Here is a 19,055-nt window from a genome sequence, read left to right as displayed (position 1 = left end):
GGCTCAATGCATGGCGTGCCAGCTCAGGGTGTGATGTTCCGCATCCTCAGCGTCGGCTTGAAGGGCCGAGGCCGCGACAGCACCACAGCCGATGAGCACAGCGACGGGGAAGATGACGATGAGCATTGGCAGCAGCATGATGAAGGCGAGCGGGCCTAGGATGATGCTCAGCGCGATGGTTTCCCAGCCAAACTGCTTTAGATGGAGCCCGACGGGAGGGGAGCCATGCTGGCCGCTTTCCACAAAAATGTGCTCCTGACGGAGCCAGACGAGCAGAGGGCGCAGGGCCTGACGGAAAGGCCGGAGGACGGTGGCCTTCATGCGTCGGAACTGCCAGACGCGGTGGAGATTGCGGGTGACGAAACGCGCTTCGGCGTTGTGAGCGGTGGCGGCTTGCTGAAACGAGGCCGCCTGTCCTCGTTGAGGTGCAGGGATCGTGTTCATAGGTTTGATGGTTGTTATTTAAAACGAACCTCCCACCTACATTCTGACACAAACTCTCCCAAACTCAACAGCCCCGGCCGTGCATGGAGCATGCGCGGCATCCGGCGCAGAGGTCACAACTGACCGTGTGCGGATTCTCCAGGCACTTCGGGCAATGGACGCAGAGCATGCAAAACGGGCGCTGCGTGCTGGTCACGCTGGAGGCGCAGGGAATTCTTTTGGCAGCACCGTCAGATGCAGAACACGCTCTCGACGAGCGTGTCCGGGTGGGTTCCAAAACAGCGGTTTTCATGAGTGCAGGGGTGAGCGAGCACACGCATCGAACCGAACCGAAAAACGCGCTATTGGCAGACCTGCCAATACGTAACTTTTTTTCACCCGCGTTGCACATCGCACGCTCCTGCGCAAAATCCTGCATGCCAGTGAATGCCGGGATGAAGGACCAACCAGCCTTATTGAAGTGGAGTGGAGGCGTGTACACACTCCAGGGCCCCTGCTTCATTGGCCGTCGTTCGGACAACGACATTCCCATCAGCAATGTGCAGGCTTCACGACGCCACGCGGTGCTGATGAATTTGAATGACGACTGGTGGATCAATGACCTGGGCAGTCGCAATGGCGTCATCGTCAATGGCCTGCGCATCACCTGTGCGCGCCGGCTCAAGAACGGAGATGAAATCCGCATCGCCAATCAACGGCTCATTTTCTCCAACTCGTCACAGCCTGCGCCGCATCACAGCTCCATCATGGGCAAGACCACGGAGCTTGCGCCTCAGACCATGAGCGATGCGCCGCTATCCTCGGCTGCATGCGAGCTCCTGATTGTCACGGAACAGGGAGAAATCCTTGAAGGTGACAAAGCGGCCCACTGGTTTTTTGGCAAAACTTTGGAGCGTGCTCCCGGCGCCCCGCATTATTTTCTGCCTCCAACCGTCCGCCAATGGCTGCAGCAACTGGCCGACGAAAGTGAGAACATCTTTCCTCCGCTGGAAATGGAGCAGGAGGGGCACCGCATCGTGCTCTCGCTGGCACGTTGCAGGGACAACCGTTTTTATCTGCTGGGCCGAGTGGAATCACTGCAGGTTTCCATCGAACGGCTGCAGAGCCTCGGACTCACGGAGCGTGAGGCTGAAGTGATGCACTGGGTGTGCGAGGGCAAGAACAACCCTGAAATCGCGCAGATTCTCGATGTGACGCTGCACACGGTGAACCGGCACAACGAGCACATCTTCAAAAAGCTGGCCGTGGACAACCGGCACAAGGCCATCAAGACCGTGAAAGAACGCCTGGGGGTGTGAAACGAATTTTTTGATTCGTCCCACACCCACGAAAGCGGGCAATCGAGTTACTTCACCACCGGGGTGAGGACCATGTTGCGGTAGTCCACGTTGGTGTGATCTCCCTGGAGGTAGATCGGGCCGGGCTTGAATTCATCGCTGGTCATGGCACCACCGGTGCAGCCGAGCACGGGGGCGTTGTCGATGATGGTCTTGCCATTGAGGATCACGGTGAGGTGGCGGTCCACGAGGGTGATGTCGAGGGTCTGCCATTCGCCAATGGGCTTCTCAGCGGCGACGCTTGGGGTGATGCGGCTGTAGAGCGCGCCCATGTGGTGTGAATCAAGAGGCTGGCCAAAGCTTTCCATGACCTGCACTTCATAGATGCCGCGGAGGTAGATGCCGCTGTTGCTGCCTTCCTGGGTGCGCACTTCGGTCTTGAGATTGAAGTCTTCAAATTCAGCGTCGGTGCGCAGATTGCCGAAGTGCTTGTCCTTGGCCTTCACCACGCGATTTTGCAGGATGCCATCGACGACGCTCCAGCCGTTATCGACGCCTTCTTTGAGCAGACGCCAGCCGGTGAGGTCTTTGCCGTTCAGGAGCTGGATGGGGGCGCCATATTTCACCTTGGAGAGATCCGGTGCCGGTGGCACGTCAGCGATGCGCTTGCCGGCGAATTCCTGGGCCTTGCCGATCTCCTTGCCTTCCGCATTTTTCTTGGAGGTGGTGAGCTTCAAAACTTCGCCCTCGGCTTTCGCAGTGATCGTTTCGATGGCAGCCAGTTTGCCTTCCTTGTTCTTCTGCTCGCGGGTCACGATCAGGGTGTCGCCCTCGACCTTGGTGCTGGCGGTGGGCACCACGCTGCCGCCACCCCAGAGCACGCTGGAGCTGAGAGCGCCGTCTTTGGACTCCACGCCGAGCCAGCCTGCGCCGCCTCCAGGGATGGTGAGCGCCCAGCGGCCGATGAAAGGATTGTCAGCAGCATTCAGAAGAGTGCCGAGACTGAACACGGCGGCGATGGAGAGGGGACGAAGCGAGAGCAGCATAGGAGAGCGGGTTGGAGGATTGAGTTGGGCGTGAATTAACGGGATTATTTGCGCTGATCCTTCACACAGTCGGGATCGGCGGGTGTTGGGGAGCCGGTTTTATCGACCGGGTGATTGAAGAGATACTGCCAGACGGCTTCGTGGATGAATTTGCCATCCTTGTCTTTCACCGCCGCGCCACCGGGGGTCACGGAGCTGTGGGCGCGTTTGTCGTCGCCTTTCACATCGGCGTTGGTGATGAGTCGGCGGGTGTTTTGAAACGGAGGAGCGCTGATGTCCACATCCACAATGGGTCCGAACTGATTCAATCCCATCATCTCCCAGGAGCGGCAGTAGTGATCGGCGGACCAGCCACCATCGAGAACGTGGCTGAAGCCGAAGATGCGGTTGGCGGGCGTCGCGGAGGGCAGCGACTGCCAGGTTTCATAATTGTCACGCGGACCGCAGAAGCAGACCACGCGGTCCACCTTCTGATGCTTGGCGAAGCGGGCGGAAGTCGTGGCGCCGTGGGATGCACCGGAGACGATCACTTTGTCCCAACGCAGGCCTTTGCCGTCTTCGCTGATGAACTGGCCCCATTTGCCTTCGGGATGCTCCTTGGACAGCCACTTCACGAATTGAAACGAGCGCTCCATCATGCCGTCTGGCTGTGGGATGCTGACGAGGTCGCTGTGATCCTCACCGATGGAGGCTTCGAGACGGATGTCGCCCAGGGTCTTGCCGTCATTCAGCCGCGCCGGTGGGATGAGACCGAACCACTTGTTGGCGTAATGCACCTGAATGGCGTGGAGGCCGTAGCTGTTGAGGCGCTCGAACAACGGAGCGCTGTAGCCCATGAGCCAGATGACGAGCTTGCCCTGTGGCTTGACCTTCACATCGACACTCGCGTTTTGGAGGTCCTGCGGCTTTCCCTTTTTGTCAGTGAAGACGAAATCGATTTCCGGATGCTCCTTGGCGCGCGGGTCGATTTCGCTGGCGCGTTTGGAGATGGTGGGAGCGGCATTGAGGCTGATGGACAAGGCCAGCAGGCAGGGGAGGATGTGTTTCATAAGGTTGGTGGGTGGCTGTGACTCCAGACGGGCCAGGAATGGCCCGGTTACTTCAGGATTCGAAGCGGAGGTCGGCGGAGTAGGAGCCCACGCTGCGGATCGTCGCGCCATCGGCACGTGTTTGATTGAGGGCTTTCTGCACGCGGGGATCGGCGGTGGAGCCTTCGATTTCGATGTAGAAGCGGTACTTGTTCGGCTGGCCGCGGATGGGGCGTGATTCGAGACGCTTCATGTTGATGTCGTTCTCACTGAGTGGCGTGAGGAAACGGCACAGGCTGCCGGGGCGGTCCGGGAGCTCGACGATGAGCGCGGTGCGGTTGTGCTCGAGCCCGGGTGTGTTGGCCACGTGCCCGATGAGATAGAACTGCGTGATGTTTGGCACCTCGCCTGCAATGGGGAAATGCAGGATCTGCAGGCCATGGCGCTCGGCGTTTTGGCGTGGGCCGATGGCGGCGGCTCCCGGTGTGGCGACGGCTTTTTCGGCGGCTTTCGCGGTGCTGGGCTCCACCACGCGCTTTACGTCGGGATAGTTGGCCTTGAGCCAGTCATCGCCGTGATAAAACGGCATGGCGTGGGAATGGATGGAGGTGATGGGCTCCCCTGCCCTGCCGAGCAGCGCGAGCTTCACATCCAGCGTGAGTTCTTCGAGAATGGACAAGGTGCTGCGGGTGTCCACCAGACGGTCCACGGTGTCGATGATGAAACCTCCGGAGGAGTTTTCGATGGGCACGATGCCCAGGGCGTCTGGATTCGTGGCGAGGAATTCGAACACATCCCCCACATTGTCCCGCAGGCTGACCGCCAGGCCGGGAAAACGCATCTGCGTGATCAGATGCGAGAAACTCCCCTCGGGACCGAGGCAGGCGATGGTTGGCGGCGGATTCATGCGGGCCGTGCATGCTCCGCCGCAGACGCCCACGGTCAAGAACACCGCGCTGGATTTAATCGTGCGCCTCGCGTTCCTTTTCGCATGCTGCGCCGCTGGAAAATCATTCTCATCACCCTGCTCGTGCTGGCGGCAGGCGGATGGTGGGGGCTGCCATGGCTGCTGCCATTGCCGGAGGCGCTGCTTAAGCCGCCGCCAGCTTCCACGCTCTATCTCGCGCGTGATGGCACACCGCTGCGGCATCTGCTGAATGAGAACGGAACGCGCTCTGCACCGCCGGTAAAATACGCTGAGATTCCGCCTGCGCTGGTGCATGCGCTGCTGGTTGCGGAGGACAAACGCTTCTTCTCCCATGGTGGCGTGGACCTCCTGGCGGTCATGCGCGCGGCGTGGGACAATGCACGCAGCGGACACATTGTTTCCGGTGCTTCGACGATTCATCAGCAACTGATCAAGAACACCACGCCGCAATCGAGCAAACGAACGCTGGGGGTGAAGCTCGCTGAAGCGCTGCGTGCGCGCCGGCTGGCGATGTGCTGGAGCCGCGAGGAGGTGCTGGCAGCCTATGCGAACCGGGTTTCGTTTGGCAATCTCATGACCGGGGCCGCCACGGCTGCGTCAGGCTATTTTCACAAACCGCTGGGTGATCTCACGCCTGCGGAGTGTGCGCTGCTGGCGGCGCTGCCGCAGTCCCCGGCACGGCTGAATCCGTTTCGCAATCTGGAGGGAGTGCTGCCGCGTCAGCGCCGAATTTTGGACAAGATGCATGAACTGCACTGGCTGGATGACGAGCAGCATCGTGTGGCATTGGATCAGAAGATCGTGCTGCACCGTTTCAGCGGTGGGTTCGAGGCACCGCATGCGGTGGAGATGCTGCGTGGAGGAAGACATGGAGAAACGATTCGCACGACGCTGAATGCCACGCTGCAGCAGCAGGTGGAGACGATCATCGCACAGAGGCTGGAGTCGCTGAAAGGCCGCCATGTGACGCATGCGGCGGTGGTGGTGATTGAGAATGCCACGGGTGCGGTGCTGGCGCTGGCGGGGTCGCGGGATTTTTTTGCAAAGGACGGTGGGCAACTCAATGGGGCGTGGGCAGCGCATTCGCCGGGATCGGCGATGAAGCCGTTTACGTACCTGCTCGCCTTTGAGCGTGGGGCTACGCCGGCGAGCATTGTGGCGGATCTGCCGGTGGAGTTTGGCACTGCGTCGGGCACGTATCGCCCTGAGAATTTCTCGCTGCGCAGCTATGGGCCGATGACGTATCGCTACGCGCTCGGCAATTCGCTCAACATCTCTGCGGTGCGTGTGTTGGATTCCATCGGCGGAGCTGAGACGCTGCTGCCGAAACTGAGGGAACTCGGCATGAGCACACTCACCGAGGACGCCGCGCACTATGGGCTAGGCCTCACGATTGGGAATGCCTCGGTGCGCCTTGTGGAGCTTGCGAATGCGTATGCGTGTCTCGGGAGACTGGGGCGGTTCAAAGCGTGGACGCTGTTGCAGGATGATCGAGCTGCTGAAGAGCGGCGGCTTTTGGGAGAGAATGAAAGCTGGCTGATTGCTGATATTCTCAGTGACAATCAGGCGCGGGAGATGGCGTTTGGGAGCTGGTCGGTGCTGAGGCTGCCGTTCAAGTGTGCCGTGAAAACCGGGACGAGTTCCACCTTTCGCGACAACTGGACACTGGGATACACGCCTGAGTTTACGGTGGGTGTTTGGGTGGGTAATTTCGACAACACGCCGATGCAGGATGTGAGCGGCGTCACGGGTGCCGGGCCGATCTTCCGCGATGTGATGCTGCACCTGCATGAGAAGCATCCGGCCACGTGGTTTGCGACGCCGAAGGACATTGTGCGTGCGCGCATTGACCCGCGCACGGGGAAACGATTGACGCCGCAGACGCCGCCTGCGCGGGTGAGTCGCGAGGAGTTTTTCATCGGCGGCAAGCTCCCCGCTGTGGCGCAGGCGGGTGATTATGATGCGCGGGGCCGGGCAATTCTGCCGCGTGACTATGCCGGGTGGATTGGCAGCAGCGCGAACTGGCTGGGGGATTTGGTCACGACGGCGGAGAATGAGGACAGGCCGGTGCTGCGGATCACGAATCCGATTCCCGGCACGGTGGTGATTCTTGATCCCGACATTCGCAACAGTGGCAGCCGACTGCTGCTGCAAGCGGCGGGGACGAGTCAGGCGCGGTGGAGTTGCAAGACGCTGGAGCTGCGCAGTGAGGGTGCTCACACGTTTGCGATACTCAAGCCGGGGAGGCATGAGATTGAGGTGAGGGATGAGGCGAGCGGGTTGAGTGCGAGGACTTTTGTGATTGTAAGGGAGGAGTAGGTTTTCCTTCGTGCGAGCGCGTGGCTGCATGTGGGCGGCGCTGGCATACCTACGGCATGCGACCTTTAGGAAGCGTAAGCTGGATGAGCTTTCCAGGGGTCTGCGACCCCTGGCTACCGGCTGTGATCCCTTCGGGATCAAATCAGACGCTGGGACAAACAACCACCCGTCAAAACCTGACCGATCACTCCGCCAGCCGCTCGCGATAGACCTGACGTGCGTGCTCATAGGCGGCGACGGCATCTGTGTGTTCCTTGGGATCGATGAGGGATTCTTTTTGGGACCAGCATTGATCGACGCTTTTGAGGCACCACTCGAGGCTGCGCTCTTCGCGGATGGGTTTGTTGGCGACGATGACGAAGATGGGATTGGTGTGGGAGCTGGCGCGGATGCGCAGGGCGACCCAGCAGCTGTGGGTGACGGGCACGTCGAAGCTCATTTCCCGGGTGACGCCATCTGCGGTGATGTTTTTCTGGGCGACGGAGATGCCGTTCACGATGACTTCGACGGGCACGTTGTGCGAGGCGCCACGGCGGGCGCGCTCGAGATCCCAGAAGGGTTTTTGGTCGACGGGCGCGGATTGAATTTCGGGATGCAGATCGTCATCCAGACGGGCGGCGATTTTGGCAGTGAGCTTGATGGTGGCGGGCTTGGCGAGCTTGAGTTCGCTGCCGTTCACGCCGAGTTCCTGATCGTTGGCCTTGAAGTCCATGAGGTGGCTCTTGCCATCGCTGACATAGGCGCGGCCGGCGCGGATGCCTTCGCACCAGGCATCGTAGCTGAGGCGACCGTCGAGCTTGACGTAGGAACGGCCGAGGCCGACGCGCTCACCGTAGATGCAGGGGAAATCGGTCTCGCCGCTGATGCGGGTGCGGAAGCCGGCATTGAGGGTGTGATACCAGATGTTCAGCTCCCAAGTGTGCGGCGTGTCCACCATGGAGAGGAAATCGACGGCAGGCACCGGTTTGCCAGCGGGCCCTTCCACCATGTGCGTGACATCGACGATGTATTCGTTGGCACCGATGCCGTTGAAGGGCGGGATGATGTAGTTCGGCAGTTCGTCGGTGGCGCTGGGGATGCCGAGTTTGTAGTTCTGCTTTCGCGCAGGATCATTTTCAGCAAGCGGTTGCAGTCCCCAGCCGCTGTGCGCGGGGCCGCAGAGGGCGCCCTGTTTTTTGGCCCACTTCAAAGTGTTCAGGCAAAGCGTGGGCCAGTGGGCGGTGCTGTCGCCGCCGGGATACATCTGCTCCTTGAGCTTGAGCAGGCAAAGGTGGCCGCTTTTGTGGCTGCCAAAGCCGCTGACCTCGACATCGTAACGCAGCAGGAAGGGGAACTTGGATTCCTTGTCCTCGGTGCCGGTGAAGAACTGCTTTTGGTAATCGAAGCAGGGGCCCCAGGTGAGGTTTGCGCCGATTTTCAAATCTTCGCCCATGCAGTGCCGCGCCATGTCGGGCGCATGCACGCCCATGGTCGGCACGGAGTAGTGGGCACAGCCTGCGGCGTGGATGTGGTGATCGCCACTCCACCAACCGAGCTTGCTGGGATCGATCCAGCGCTGGACCTGAAATTTTAGCGAGGTGTTCTTGCCTGCGATCTTCACTTTGCGCTGCTCGGGCACGGATTCCGGGCCGCGACGGAAGGTGATGTCGTAGTCGCCATCGGGGAGTTTTAGCACTTCGCCATCGCCGCGATAGATCTGCGGGTGGAAGAAGAAGTCTGGGGCGAGGCGTTTGATCTGACTGGGGTAGATGCGTCCTGCGTGGTCTTTGATGAGCAGTTCGGCGATGCAGGGTTTACCATTTTCATCGGTGATGTTCAGCGCCACTTCGCGTGCGGGCAGGCAGTCAAAGAGGACGCTCGTTTCAGCGCGGAAGCCGAGATCCTGCGTGCCCTGGCCGGTGTCGAAACTGAAGACGGCTTCGCGTTTGCCTGCCTCGCTGGCGTAGAGCTGGATGATGCGGTATTCGACGCCGAGTCCGCTGAGCGTGGGCTGCAACGGGGGTGACTCATGCATTTGCAGGGCAAGCCAGCGTGAGGAGAGCGGTGGCGGCCCGGGATCGCGGGGCTGGGCATGTGGTGCCACGGGCGGGGAGCCTTTCACATAGACCTCTTTGGCCTGCGGACTGGAGGCGGCGAGCCTGGCGGTGACGCCGGCTTCATTCTCCACGCGCACGAGGTACTGCCGCCAGCCGGATTCATCGAGGAGGGCTTTGGCCGGGCCGCGCTCGACCTTCACGCGCTGTTCGGGAGTGATGGTGACGAGGAACAAGGCGTGTGCATCGAGGACGGCTTGCGCCTTGGCGACGGAGGCTGCGTCGTGAGTCTTGATGCAGGCGTGCAGCGTGGTGAGTTCTTCGGCACTGAAGGGTGAGCCGAGAAAGGCTGCTGCGTCGATGAGGCGCTGAGTGGCGGTGAAGAAGGGCTGGGGTTCGACTTCGGCGGCGTGGCCCGAAGTCATGATGGCGACACACAGACAGAGCAGAATCGGCATTTTCATGGGGACTCAAACGTTCGCTGGGGATACGGGCTTCCAAACGCGATAGAGGTGTTTGGGACAACTCAAGCCCCTGGAGTTTTGCGCAAATGATGGGACGTTCGAAAGCGGCGCTGAAGCGCCGCACACCGAGGACGCTTACGCGACTTTTTACACCACCACCAGTACGATGGCGCTCATCATGAGGAGGGCGCCGGCCAGACGCCAGCGCATGACTTTGGGGCCGAGGTGCTGTTCGGCGTTCATGAACCAGTGGCCAATCATCCAAACGAGGGCGACGCTGAGAAGGCCGCGTGAGGCGTAGACGATGTTGGCCGAGGTGGCCTTGCCAAAGACGGCGAGGGTGCTGACGAAAATGATGCTCTGAGTGCCGAGCAGAGCCGCCCCTCCCACGAGCCATGGCCAGACCTGGATGCGGATGGCGCTGAGGGGGGCTGAAAACCGGAAGATGAGGCCGAAGGAGAGCAGGGCATTGATCCAGAAAATGCAGGGCAGCAGGCGGCCGACTCCCCAGTAGGGGCCCCACTTTTGCACGAGCACATCGAAGATGGCGAAGGCCACCGCACCGATGCCACCGGCGACGAAGGTGATGAACAAGTGACGCGGCGGCTGGCCGGCATCCTTGCGGTTGAGGAAGGTGATGCCCAGGACGCTGAGAAAGGCGGCGATCCACAGTTTCACCCCGACGGCCTCACCAATGAGCAAGGGGGTGAAGAAGGCGACAAGGATGACTTTCAACCCAAACACGGGCACGGCGACGGACACATCCCCCTTTTCCAGCGCCAGAAACTGCGCGAGCTGGCCGATGAAGAGGCACATGGCGATGACGCCGGGCTGCCACAGATCAACTATTTCCACCGGAGGGCCGCCGAGCAGCCAGAGGAAGGAAAACAGCCCCGCGACAATCAAATTTGCGACAAAGGTGGTGCGCCAGAGGCCGACGCCGAGGTCGCTGGAGCGTTTCAGCACGAGCGCCCCGAAAGCATACAGGAGGGCGGCAATGAGCGGAAAAAGCGTGGTGGCGAAGGCTGGGGACACCCCCGCCATTAACACGCGCAGGCAGGGTAGCAAGCGCGAGGAATTTCAAGCTCTTAAGCAGCCACTTGCCACGCGCTAAGTGCTCGCTAAGCAGACAATCCCCCATTTTCCATTTTTCCCATGAGCGCCACTTTTCCCGAACAATCCGTCGCCGTCCTTTTCAGTGGTGGTGACGCGCCCGGCATGAATGCATTTCTGCGTGCCATCGTGCGACTGGGCCTGAACCGTGAAAAAATCGCGGTTCTCGGCATCCGAGACGGTTACCGCGGCCTCGTCCGCACTGCACGTGCCGTGAATGATGATGCTGAAGCTTTGGTGCGCCTGAAAAAGGACATCGCCACCCACACGGGCCGGGCGGGCCTGATCTCCGAACAACTGCACGTCATCCAGATGGACCACGCGAGCGTGAGCGGCATCATGGGCAAAGGCGGCACCATCCTGGGATCGGCACGCTGCCTGGAATTCCACGAGAAGAAGGTGCGAGAGAGCGTCCTCAAGCTCCTCAAAAACCTCAACGTGCGCGCGCTGGTCGTCGTGGGGGGAGATGGCTCGCTCACGGGTGCCCGGCTGCTGGCGGAAGAAAGCGATCTGCGCGTGATCGGCATTCCTGCGACGATTGATAACGATCTTCAATTTACTGACATGGCGCTGGGAGTCGATACGGCGGTGAACACGCTCGTCTGGGCGGTGGATCACTTCATTGACACGGCACGCAGCCACCGCCGCGTGATGGTGCTGGAAACGATGGGCCGCGCGAGCGGAGATCTGGCGCGGATGGCCGGCCTTGCTTCGGGTGCAGAGATGATCGTCACCCCGGAGTCGGGAGCGCTAAACGAGGAGGCCATGAAGAAGCTTGCGGCCAAGATCGAAGGCGCCATGACGCGCGGACGCGGCCACGCCATCGTGCTGGTGGCGGAAGGCGTGGAGTTTGATCCGCCGCAGAAGCGCAACCGCGCCTACGTGCTGATGGATGCCTTCCAGCAGTATTTCCAACGTGCCGGAGCCCCCTTCCCCGACCTTGAAGTGCGTCCTTCTGTGCTTGGTCATTTGCAGCGCGGCGGCCACACCACGCCGCAGGATTGCATCCTTGCCGCACGCTTTGCGGATTGTGCATGGAACAGCATTCAGCAGGCGGACGGCGGCAGCGGCATCACTGCGCTGCGCAAGAACGTCATCGAAATCGTGCCTTACGGCGAGCCTGACATGCCGGAACGAGCTGCCTTCTCCCGTGAGATGGAGCGGCTGCATGATGACTTGAGCTCGTGGTAGGAGGGATGGAGGTCAAGATGCGCCTGAGCGCAGCCTTGACCTACTTGGCTGGATTTCCGTTCTTCACCCAGCGGTCCATCCATTGCACCGTCTTCTCCCACATCTCGGGCAGATACACGTGACCGACGCCGGGGTAGATCTCGTTTTCAAAAAACTCAGCCGCATTCAGGCCATTGAGAAGGTAGATCTGGCTCACGATTTCGCCGATATGACGCACACCATCGGTGGGTGAGCCGCTGTCTTGATCGCCGGTCATGAAGAGCATGGGGCGTGGTGCGCCGAGGGCGATGACGGCTTCGGTGTCGAAGTGTTTGAGCATGCCGGGGACGAAGTAGTAAATGCCGTGGGCCTTGAGCATGCCGGCGCGGATGAGTTCTTCGTAGCGCGTCATGCAGCCTACACACACTGCGGCGCGGGGGCGGTCATCCAGCGCCATGATCCACCAGCTGCGGGTGGAGCCCATGCTGATGCCGGTGACGCCGACGCGCTGCGCGTCTACTTCCGGGCGTGAGCAGAGGTAATCGAGCGCGGTGAGATCATCGCGCAGCATCATGCCCCAGAGAGTGCGACCGGCCCAGAGATTGAACTTGGCGGCGGTCATCTCGCCATTGCCGCCTTTCTGCTGCGGGCCGTCGGGGCCCTGACCGTTGCGCTCGCCGAAACAAGGGGCGTCGATGCCGAGGACGACGTAACCAGCTGCTGCCAATGCGGGGCCTGCGGCGACGGGTGTGGCGTTCGTTTGCAGGAGCTCCTGTTTGCCGATGTCGTACTGCCCGCCATGCCAGTGGCAGTAGAGGATGGCCGGAGCCTTGCTCTGTGCTGTGGCGGTCTTCGGCACAAAGACATAGCCTTTCACGGTCTCGCCTGCGCCATTGTCGAATTGGATCGTCTCCAGAGTGTAGCTGCCTTTGTCTTCGCGAGTGATCACTTGAAACGCGGATACCGGTGGCCGCGGAGGGAGGTCTCCGAGGAGTTCGTTTAACTTCGCGCGGATCTGAGTCCGCTGCTGCTGCCAGGCCTCCAGTGTGGTGGGCACCCGCAAGGGTGGGGCGATCTTTGCTTTTGCCAGCCAGGCATCGGCGACGGCATTGGGTTCGGCGGCTTGCATGTGGGTGAGCAGGAGAGTGAGGCAGACCGTGATCGTGCGCATGCGCTGGTTCTATCAGGTCGGGAATTTTCGCGCAACATGGATGCAGTGCTGTCGTTCACAACGGCCCATGAAACACACTTCCCTGCTCACCCTGACGCTCGCTCTTGCCGCATTCGCTGCACGTGGCGAGGACAAGCCGCTGCTGGCCATCCCCGGCAAAGTCATCTATGAAAACAAGCTCAACGACGGTGCAGGCGCTCCGTGGAAAGCGGCCAAGGGCAAGTGGGAGGCGGTGGACGGTGTGCTGCGTGGCTCTGAACTGGAGGCTGACAAGCATGGTGCGGTGACCCGCCTGCCCAACAAGCTGAAGGACTTTGTCATTGAGTATGAGTTCAAGTTTTCAGGGGCCAAGAGCACGAGCCTTTCGATCAATGCCGTCAAGGACCACATGGCGCGCATCAGCATCACGCCGAAGACGGTGACGGTGCAGCGTGATGACAATGACCATGAGGGGCCGGACAAGGCGGTCGTCTTTGCCCGTTTTCCCACGGAACTCGGTGAAGGCTGGCACAAGGTCCGCCTGGAAATGGTGGGCGATAAAATGCTGGGGAAGGTGGATGACCTCGTGGCCTGGGGTGCCAGTGACCTTTTCCTGACTGAGAAAGCCAGCCCCGGATTCACGGTGAGCGGCCAATCGGTGGATTTCCGTAACTTCTCACTGAGTGAAGCGACGCTCAATCCTGCGTGGGAAGAGGTGAAGGCCACGCTGCCGAAGCCCGGAGAAAAGGTGGCTGCTGCCGCCAAGCCGGCGGGCAAAGGGAAGAAGAAAGCGGAATAAGGCGGTGGATTGACTTTGCCATGCGTCCTCGTTAAAAAGGCGCATGGCATTTCCCATTCGTTCTCCTCGTGATTTGGTCGGCGGCATCGCCGTCTTTGGGCGCATTCTCGATAAAATCCGGCTCAACGCCAAGGAAGGCAAACTGCCCGATGGCTACCACCTGGGCTACATGCCGGGGAACCGCACCTTTGACGAGCGTGTGTGCAAGTTTCTCGGGGTGGACTTCAATGAGCTTTCAGAGCGCACGCTGGCTGGTGGAACGGACGAAGAAATCCTGGAATGGTGCTGCCTGAATGGCAACCGGCCGACGGCAGAGCAGATTGAAATCTGGAACGGCTTCATGCACAAGCGCGGCTGGCGCGATGCTGCCAGTGAAGGGCTCATCAAGCAGCGGGCCGAGGCTGGCCTGGCTCATCGCGAAGACTTGGTGACGTTCTTTGACATGATGGATGTCGAAGAAGGACGTGCACCCTGATCACAACCCGCGCGGAGCCATGGAGTAGAGGCCCAAGGTGACGTCATAGGCATCCAGCAGCGCCATGCGCTTCAGCTCGTGGCCAGCGCCCCAGGAGTCGGTGAAGAGCACCTGGTTCTTGGCCAGGTTATAACCAATGACCATGCGCATATGGCCGCCGCTGACCTGCCCACCGTTTGGGAGCGGTGGATCTTCGGGCTTCTGGCCAAGGAACAAACCCCAGAGCAGAGGCACGCCTTTGTCGGTGTATTCCTTGATGATGGAGAGGAACTCCTTCTCTGAGACACGGCGCTTGCCTCTGGAGTAATACTGTTCGGGATTGATCAGCGGTTTGAAAGTCACGTTGAAGGCTCCATCGATCTTGGCGAGGCTCTTCTGCATGGTGGTGATATCGGCGCCGCCTTGAGCATCGATGCTGACGAGTTTGGCCATCTCGTGCTGGTCACAGGGAATGCGCATGTATTCAAAGAGGCGCTGGCAGCTGGCAGCGACGCAGTAGCCTTTCTGCCCCTGATCCACCATGGGTACGCCGGAAATGTAGACATCACCTTCAGCCGTCTTTTTCACACGCTGGAGCAGTTCCATGCGCTGAACGCCGGTGGCCATCTTGCCCATGCTCCAGTCGGCCTGATTGGGTGCGGCGAGTTTCAGGCGCAGGAACTCAGGCTTGGTGACTTTGCCGGGTGTGTTGTATTCGTTGTACTCAAGCAGGGCGACGCCGCTGGGCGAAGTCCAGTTCCAGCCGGTGACTGGCAGGGCGGCATTGGAGGACAATATCTGCCGTTTGGGAGCGACCTTCATCACCTGACTGAGGTTTTGACCGATCAATTTGAAAATGCGGTCGAATTCCGCCGTGGTGATATCGCCCGAGTCGCCGCGATTGTAGAAGGAGATGGTGGCGCGTGCGGCTTTGCCGTTGACGAATTCGAGAATGGCTTCTTCCACTTTGATGGAGCCGCCAAACATGGTCAGTTTGGTCTCCGCGTTGGTGAACATGTGGCGGGAGAAGCGCGCGCGGTCTTTGGAGCTGCTCACCCATTCAAACTGCGGCGGCTTCGGCTGCTTGTCCTGATCTTGGAGTTTCAGCACGTAGTTCTTTTCGAGATCAGCTGGTGTCCACTGCCACAATCCAGCGAAGTTCAGCAGGGCGTCGAGATTTGCAGACAATGTCGGCTGTTTGTCGGGCTCGCTTGCAGCCTGTCGTTGAGAAGGCTGCGGCGTGGGGGGCACGCCTGAGATGGAAAAGTTCAATGAATAAGCATCCGAAGTAATACCAACCCTATATTTTGGATTTACCCACCACAGCGCCGTTTGACCCGACGACCCAACCGGGACCTCTTTGGGATGAGAATCGCCGGTTTTTTGCGCGAGAAGGATCTCAAGTGCGGCCAGCTTTTTCTTCGTCACGTTCCTATTGTTGAGTGTTATGTCGAAGGAAGAGCTGGTGCGGTAGCAGCTTACGGCAACGTGCGTAACCTCAAAGAGGCCGCCAAACATGGTGTCTTCCAACATGCTACCTTGAGCCGAATTCCCAGGGTGAAAAGTCACTCGGCTCTCCGATTCATCTGTCACGATGGTGTATGAGGGCTTGCGTCGGTCTTTACTGTGCGCATCTAAAAAGCTGATCAGCTTTTGCTGCGTCAGAGCCAGAGGATCAGACCAGTCGATCAAATCATCGATGGAAGGACCGGAAGACTTGGTCTGCGCATTGGCGGCAGAATGAAAGCTCAGCCATGCAAGCAGAACCGAACCGAGGAGCAGCCGAAATTTCATGCGGCTTATGTATCTGGTTTGGCCTAAACCTGTCAATGTTTACTGACAGGCCAAGTCATCACACAGCCTACAAATCATTCTTCCCTTCACTTCGCCACGACAGCAGGGCGATCTGACGTCAGAACGCTTTGCAGTGGCTTGGGATAGACACCAAGGATCAGGATGACGAGAGCCAGGGCACCGGCGACAGCTTTGGCGGGACCTGAGAAGGTGAGCGCGGGGACGTCGGTGCCTTCGGTGGTGTACATCGCGAGGATGGTCTTGAAGTAGTAGTAGAAACCGGCGGCGGCGGCGATGACGGCGCAGCTCATGGCACCCCAGTAGCCGTGGTCGGCGAGGCCGAGGAAGACAAAGAGCTTGCCGAGGAAACCAGCGGTGAGCGGCAGACCGGCGAGGGAGGCGAAGGAAATGGTCATCAGCAACGCGAGCAGCGGGTTGCGTTTGGCAAGTCCGGTGAAGTCCTTGATGTCTTCGCCAAGGCCGTTGGCGCGCATGAGGCCGAGGCCGAGGAAGCCGAGGACGGTCATGGGCAGGTAGGTGGCGAGGTAGAAGGCGACGACGCCACCGGAGGAGAGATCGAAACGGGCGCTTTCGCGGCAGGCGAGCGCGAGGAGAAGGTAGCCTGCGTGGGAGATGCTGGAGTAGGCGAGCAGACGCTTGACGCTGGTCTGGAACATGGCGGGCAGACTGCCGAGCAGGGCGGTGAGCGAACCGATGACGAGCAGGAAGCCCTGGACCTCGCTGCCAATGATGGAGCCTTCGGCCATGAAGGCGTCCAGGGCACGAGTGAGGACGACGAAGCCAGCGGCTTTAGAACCGACGGAAAGGAAGGCGGTCACAGGAGTGGGAGCGCCCTGATAGACGTCCGGAACCCACATGTGGAAAGGAGCGGCGGCGACTTTGAAGCCGAGCCCGCAGAGCAGCACAGCGGCACCAAAGAGCGCGGTGGTTTTGCTGGTGGCAGGATTGGCGAGCGCCTTGGCGATGCCATCGAAGCTCATGGTGCCGGTGGCGCCGTAGATCCAGGCGATGCCATAGACGAGGACGCCGGTGGAAAGAGCACCGAGGATGAGGTATTTGACGCCGGCTTCAAGGCTGAAGGCGCTTTTGCGGGCGAAGGCGACGAGGACGTAGAAGGAGACGGTGACGAGTTCGAGCGCAACGAAGACGGTGACGAGGTCGCGGGCGGAGGCCATCCACATCATGCCGGCGCAGACGATGAGCGGCAGGCTGAACATTTCGGCCAGTTTGCCATCGACAGTGAAACGGGTGAGGTAGGGGGCGCATTCCAGCGTGAGCCAGAGCACGAGAATGGTGATGACGAGCGCAAAGCCCTTGTAGAAGAGGGCGAGGCTGTCGAGCTGATGCCAAGGCTGGATGAAGCCGGGCAGGCTGGCAGAGTCGTGCGGCGCGATGGTCAACAGCACGAGCGCGAGGGCGGCGCCAGCGATGGCGGTGAGACCGAGAGTGCGACGGGAGATGTCGGGCTTGAAGGCCTCCAGCAAGAGGAGGACGAGTCCGAGAATGGCGAGGCCGGCTTCGATGGTGAAAACGCTCATGGCAGGACTACAGCGCGGATTTCATGAGGTTGAGCAGCAGCCAAGGGCAGCAGCCGGTGACAAGCAGCGTGGTGGCGAGCATGATGAACGGCACGCGCTGGGAGAACACAGGATCGATCATGAAGAGGCCTGTGGCAGGACTGCCGTGGAAGATGCTGCGGTAGGCGCGCAGCATGTAAACTGCGGACATCACCACGCCCCAGAGCGCCAGGATGACGGTCCATTGCAAATTGGTCAGGACGCCTGCTTTGAATTCGGTGAAGTTGCCGAGGAAGATCAAAACTTCGCCGGCGAAGTTGGTGAGGCCTGGGAGGCCGATGGAAGCAAAGGAGCCAAAGGCGAACAACACCGTGAACGCTGGAGCATGAGTGGCGAGGCCACCGAGCTTGTTGTACTCCAAAGTGCCAAGCTGATTGCGCATGCGGCCGCAAAGGCCGAACAGCAACGCGATGGAGATACCATGTGCGAACATGAGGATCACCGCGCCTTTCAGGGCGATCTCGGTTCCTGCGGCAATGCCGAGGAAGATGTAGCCCATGTGCATGACACTGGAGTTGGCCAAGGTATTGTCGAGGCGGCTCGCATGGATGGTGACGAGGCCCATGACGAGGATGTTGCCGAGCAGCATCAAGAGCAGCGCGTTCTGCACCCATTCCACATGAGCTCCCTGAGGAAGCAGCGGAAGCGCGATGCGGATGAGGCCGTAGAGACCGAATTTTTTCAACACGCCGGAATGCAGCATGGCCACGGGAGTGGGTGCTGTGGCGTAAGCCGGCGCGGCCCAGCTATGGAAGGGGAAGAGGCTGACGAGGGAGCCAAACCCAAGAAGGAGGACAAAAAAGATCTGCGCCTGCTTGGCGTCGGGCAAGGGATTGAGCTTGGCCTGACTGCGGAGGGCTTCGAGGTCGAAGGTGAGCTTGGAGCCGCCGCTGAATTCGAGCACCAGCCAGACCAAACCGGCGAGCAGGACGAGACTGCCGACACCGAGGTAAATGGTGGCCTTCCATGCAACGGCTTTGCGCTGGGCAGGCTCGGCACGGCCATGCAGCGCGATCATGAGGAAGGTCGGGATCAACGCGAGCTCATGGAATGCGTAGATGAAGAAGACATCCGTGGTGAGGAATGCCCCAAGGGCGCCACCGCCGATGAGCAGCGAGGATACGTAGAAGATCGGGGGACGATCCTCAATCTGCCAGATGGCAGCGAGCATCACCAACCCGGTGAGCAGGGCGAGGATGATCGAGATGCCATCCGCACCGACGGCGAAGCTGAGCGATGGATTTTCGAGGATCGGGCGGGAATGGGTGAAAGCGAGGCCCGTTTTGCCCCAGTATTGAACCGCCGTGTAGAACACGAAGATCAGATTGATGAACGTGGCACCGAGGGATGCAGCGCGGGCAGGCGCACCGAGCCAGATCGCCAGAGCGGCGAGCAGCGGGAGTGCGATGATTAGTTCAAGAACGCTCATTCAGTTTCT

Annotated in this window: 15 protein-coding genes; 5 read left to right on the top strand and 10 right to left on the bottom strand. The window is 60.4% G+C overall.

The genetic code is table 11. The annotated features are described in order from the left end of the window. Nucleotides 1-3 precede the first annotated feature (3 nt). On the bottom strand, nucleotides 4-444 hold the full coding sequence (locus tag AC3RLQ_RS24335) for a hypothetical protein (protein ID WP_493031244.1): 441 nt from the start codon (nucleotides 442-444) through the stop codon (nucleotides 4-6). A gap of 473 nt (nucleotides 445-917) precedes the next feature. Between AC3RLQ_RS24335 and AC3RLQ_RS24330 the strand changes: the two genes are divergently transcribed. After that, a complete protein-coding gene (locus tag AC3RLQ_RS24330) occupies nucleotides 918-1,742 on the top strand; it encodes an FHA domain-containing protein (protein ID WP_493031243.1) in 825 nt (274 codons plus the stop codon). Nucleotides 1,743-1,789: 47 nt separating this feature from the next. Here AC3RLQ_RS24330 and AC3RLQ_RS24325 read toward each other — a convergent pair whose 3' ends face one another. Genes AC3RLQ_RS24325 through AC3RLQ_RS24315 form a run of 3 tightly spaced genes read right to left on the bottom strand, consistent with a single transcriptional unit; the run spans nucleotide 1,790 to nucleotide 4,702 of the window. Further along, nucleotides 1,790-2,767 (bottom strand): 3-keto-disaccharide hydrolase, encoded by a 978-nt coding sequence (locus AC3RLQ_RS24325; protein ID WP_487681326.1) that lies wholly within the window; start codon nucleotides 2,765-2,767, stop codon nucleotides 1,790-1,792. A 44-nt stretch (nucleotides 2,768-2,811) separates the two neighbouring features. Next, nucleotides 2,812-3,816, bottom strand: a complete 1,005-nt coding sequence (locus tag AC3RLQ_RS24320) for a BPSS1187 family protein (RefSeq protein ID WP_493031242.1) — start codon at nucleotides 3,814-3,816, stop codon at nucleotides 2,812-2,814. A gap of 52 nt (nucleotides 3,817-3,868) precedes the next feature. Further along, nucleotides 3,869-4,702, bottom strand: a complete 834-nt coding sequence (locus tag AC3RLQ_RS24315; RefSeq protein WP_493031241.1) for a prephenate dehydratase — start codon at nucleotides 4,700-4,702, stop codon at nucleotides 3,869-3,871. 84 nt (nucleotides 4,703-4,786) lie between these two features. Between AC3RLQ_RS24315 and pbpC the strand changes: the two genes are divergently transcribed. After that, nucleotides 4,787-7,042: a penicillin-binding protein 1C gene (gene pbpC / locus AC3RLQ_RS24310; protein ID WP_493031240.1), complete on the top strand. Its 2,256-nt coding sequence runs from the start codon at nucleotides 4,787-4,789 to the stop codon at nucleotides 7,040-7,042. 184 nt (nucleotides 7,043-7,226) lie between these two features. Here pbpC and AC3RLQ_RS24305 read toward each other — a convergent pair whose 3' ends face one another. Both AC3RLQ_RS24305 and AC3RLQ_RS24300 read right to left on the bottom strand, forming a co-directional pair. Next, on the bottom strand, nucleotides 7,227-9,539 hold the full coding sequence (locus tag AC3RLQ_RS24305) for a CehA/McbA family metallohydrolase (protein WP_493031239.1): 2,313 nt from the start codon (nucleotides 9,537-9,539) through the stop codon (nucleotides 7,227-7,229). 147 nt (nucleotides 9,540-9,686) lie between these two features. Then, complete coding sequence (locus AC3RLQ_RS24300; protein ID WP_493031238.1) at nucleotides 9,687-10,574, bottom strand: EamA family transporter; 888 nt, start codon at nucleotides 10,572-10,574, stop codon at nucleotides 9,687-9,689. Between the two features lie 120 nt (nucleotides 10,575-10,694). On the opposite strand from AC3RLQ_RS24300, the gene AC3RLQ_RS24295 reads away from it, so the two are divergent. Further along, a complete protein-coding gene (locus AC3RLQ_RS24295) occupies nucleotides 10,695-11,843 on the top strand; it encodes a 6-phosphofructokinase (protein WP_493031237.1) in 1,149 nt (382 codons plus the stop codon). A 40-nt stretch (nucleotides 11,844-11,883) separates the two neighbouring features. On the opposite strand, the gene AC3RLQ_RS24290 is transcribed toward AC3RLQ_RS24295, so the two are convergent. Beyond that, nucleotides 11,884-12,993 (bottom strand): alpha/beta hydrolase family protein, encoded by a 1,110-nt coding sequence (locus AC3RLQ_RS24290; RefSeq protein ID WP_493031236.1) that lies wholly within the window; start codon nucleotides 12,991-12,993, stop codon nucleotides 11,884-11,886. Nucleotides 12,994-13,060: 67 nt separating this feature from the next. On the opposite strand from AC3RLQ_RS24290, the gene AC3RLQ_RS24285 reads away from it, so the two are divergent. Together AC3RLQ_RS24285 and AC3RLQ_RS24280 are read left to right on the top strand one after the other, a co-directional pair. Next, entirely contained in the window at nucleotides 13,061-13,771 is a 711-nt protein-coding gene (locus tag AC3RLQ_RS24285) for a LamG domain-containing protein (RefSeq protein WP_493031235.1), read from the top strand. A gap of 43 nt (nucleotides 13,772-13,814) precedes the next feature. Then, entirely contained in the window at nucleotides 13,815-14,246 is a 432-nt protein-coding gene (locus AC3RLQ_RS24280; RefSeq protein WP_493031234.1) for a DUF5069 domain-containing protein, read from the top strand. On the opposite strand, the gene AC3RLQ_RS24275 is transcribed toward AC3RLQ_RS24280, so the two are convergent. The 3 genes from AC3RLQ_RS24275 to AC3RLQ_RS24265 form a co-directional block, all read right to left on the bottom strand. Next, nucleotides 14,247-15,497, bottom strand: coding sequence for a C39 family peptidase (locus tag AC3RLQ_RS24275; protein ID WP_493031233.1), 1,251 nt, complete (start codon nucleotides 15,495-15,497; stop codon nucleotides 14,247-14,249). A gap of 608 nt (nucleotides 15,498-16,105) precedes the next feature. Next, a complete protein-coding gene (locus tag AC3RLQ_RS24270) occupies nucleotides 16,106-17,578 on the bottom strand; it encodes an NADH-quinone oxidoreductase subunit N (RefSeq protein WP_493031232.1) in 1,473 nt (490 codons plus the stop codon). A 7-nt stretch (nucleotides 17,579-17,585) separates the two neighbouring features. Continuing rightward, complete coding sequence (locus tag AC3RLQ_RS24265; protein ID WP_493031231.1) at nucleotides 17,586-19,046, bottom strand: complex I subunit 4 family protein; 1,461 nt, start codon at nucleotides 19,044-19,046, stop codon at nucleotides 17,586-17,588. Between the last annotated feature and the right edge of the window lie 9 nt (nucleotides 19,047-19,055).

It is taken from the genome of Prosthecobacter sp. GW821-HT29F12, assembly GCF_058803405.1.
This window is presented reverse-complemented; position numbering and strand designations above follow the sequence as displayed.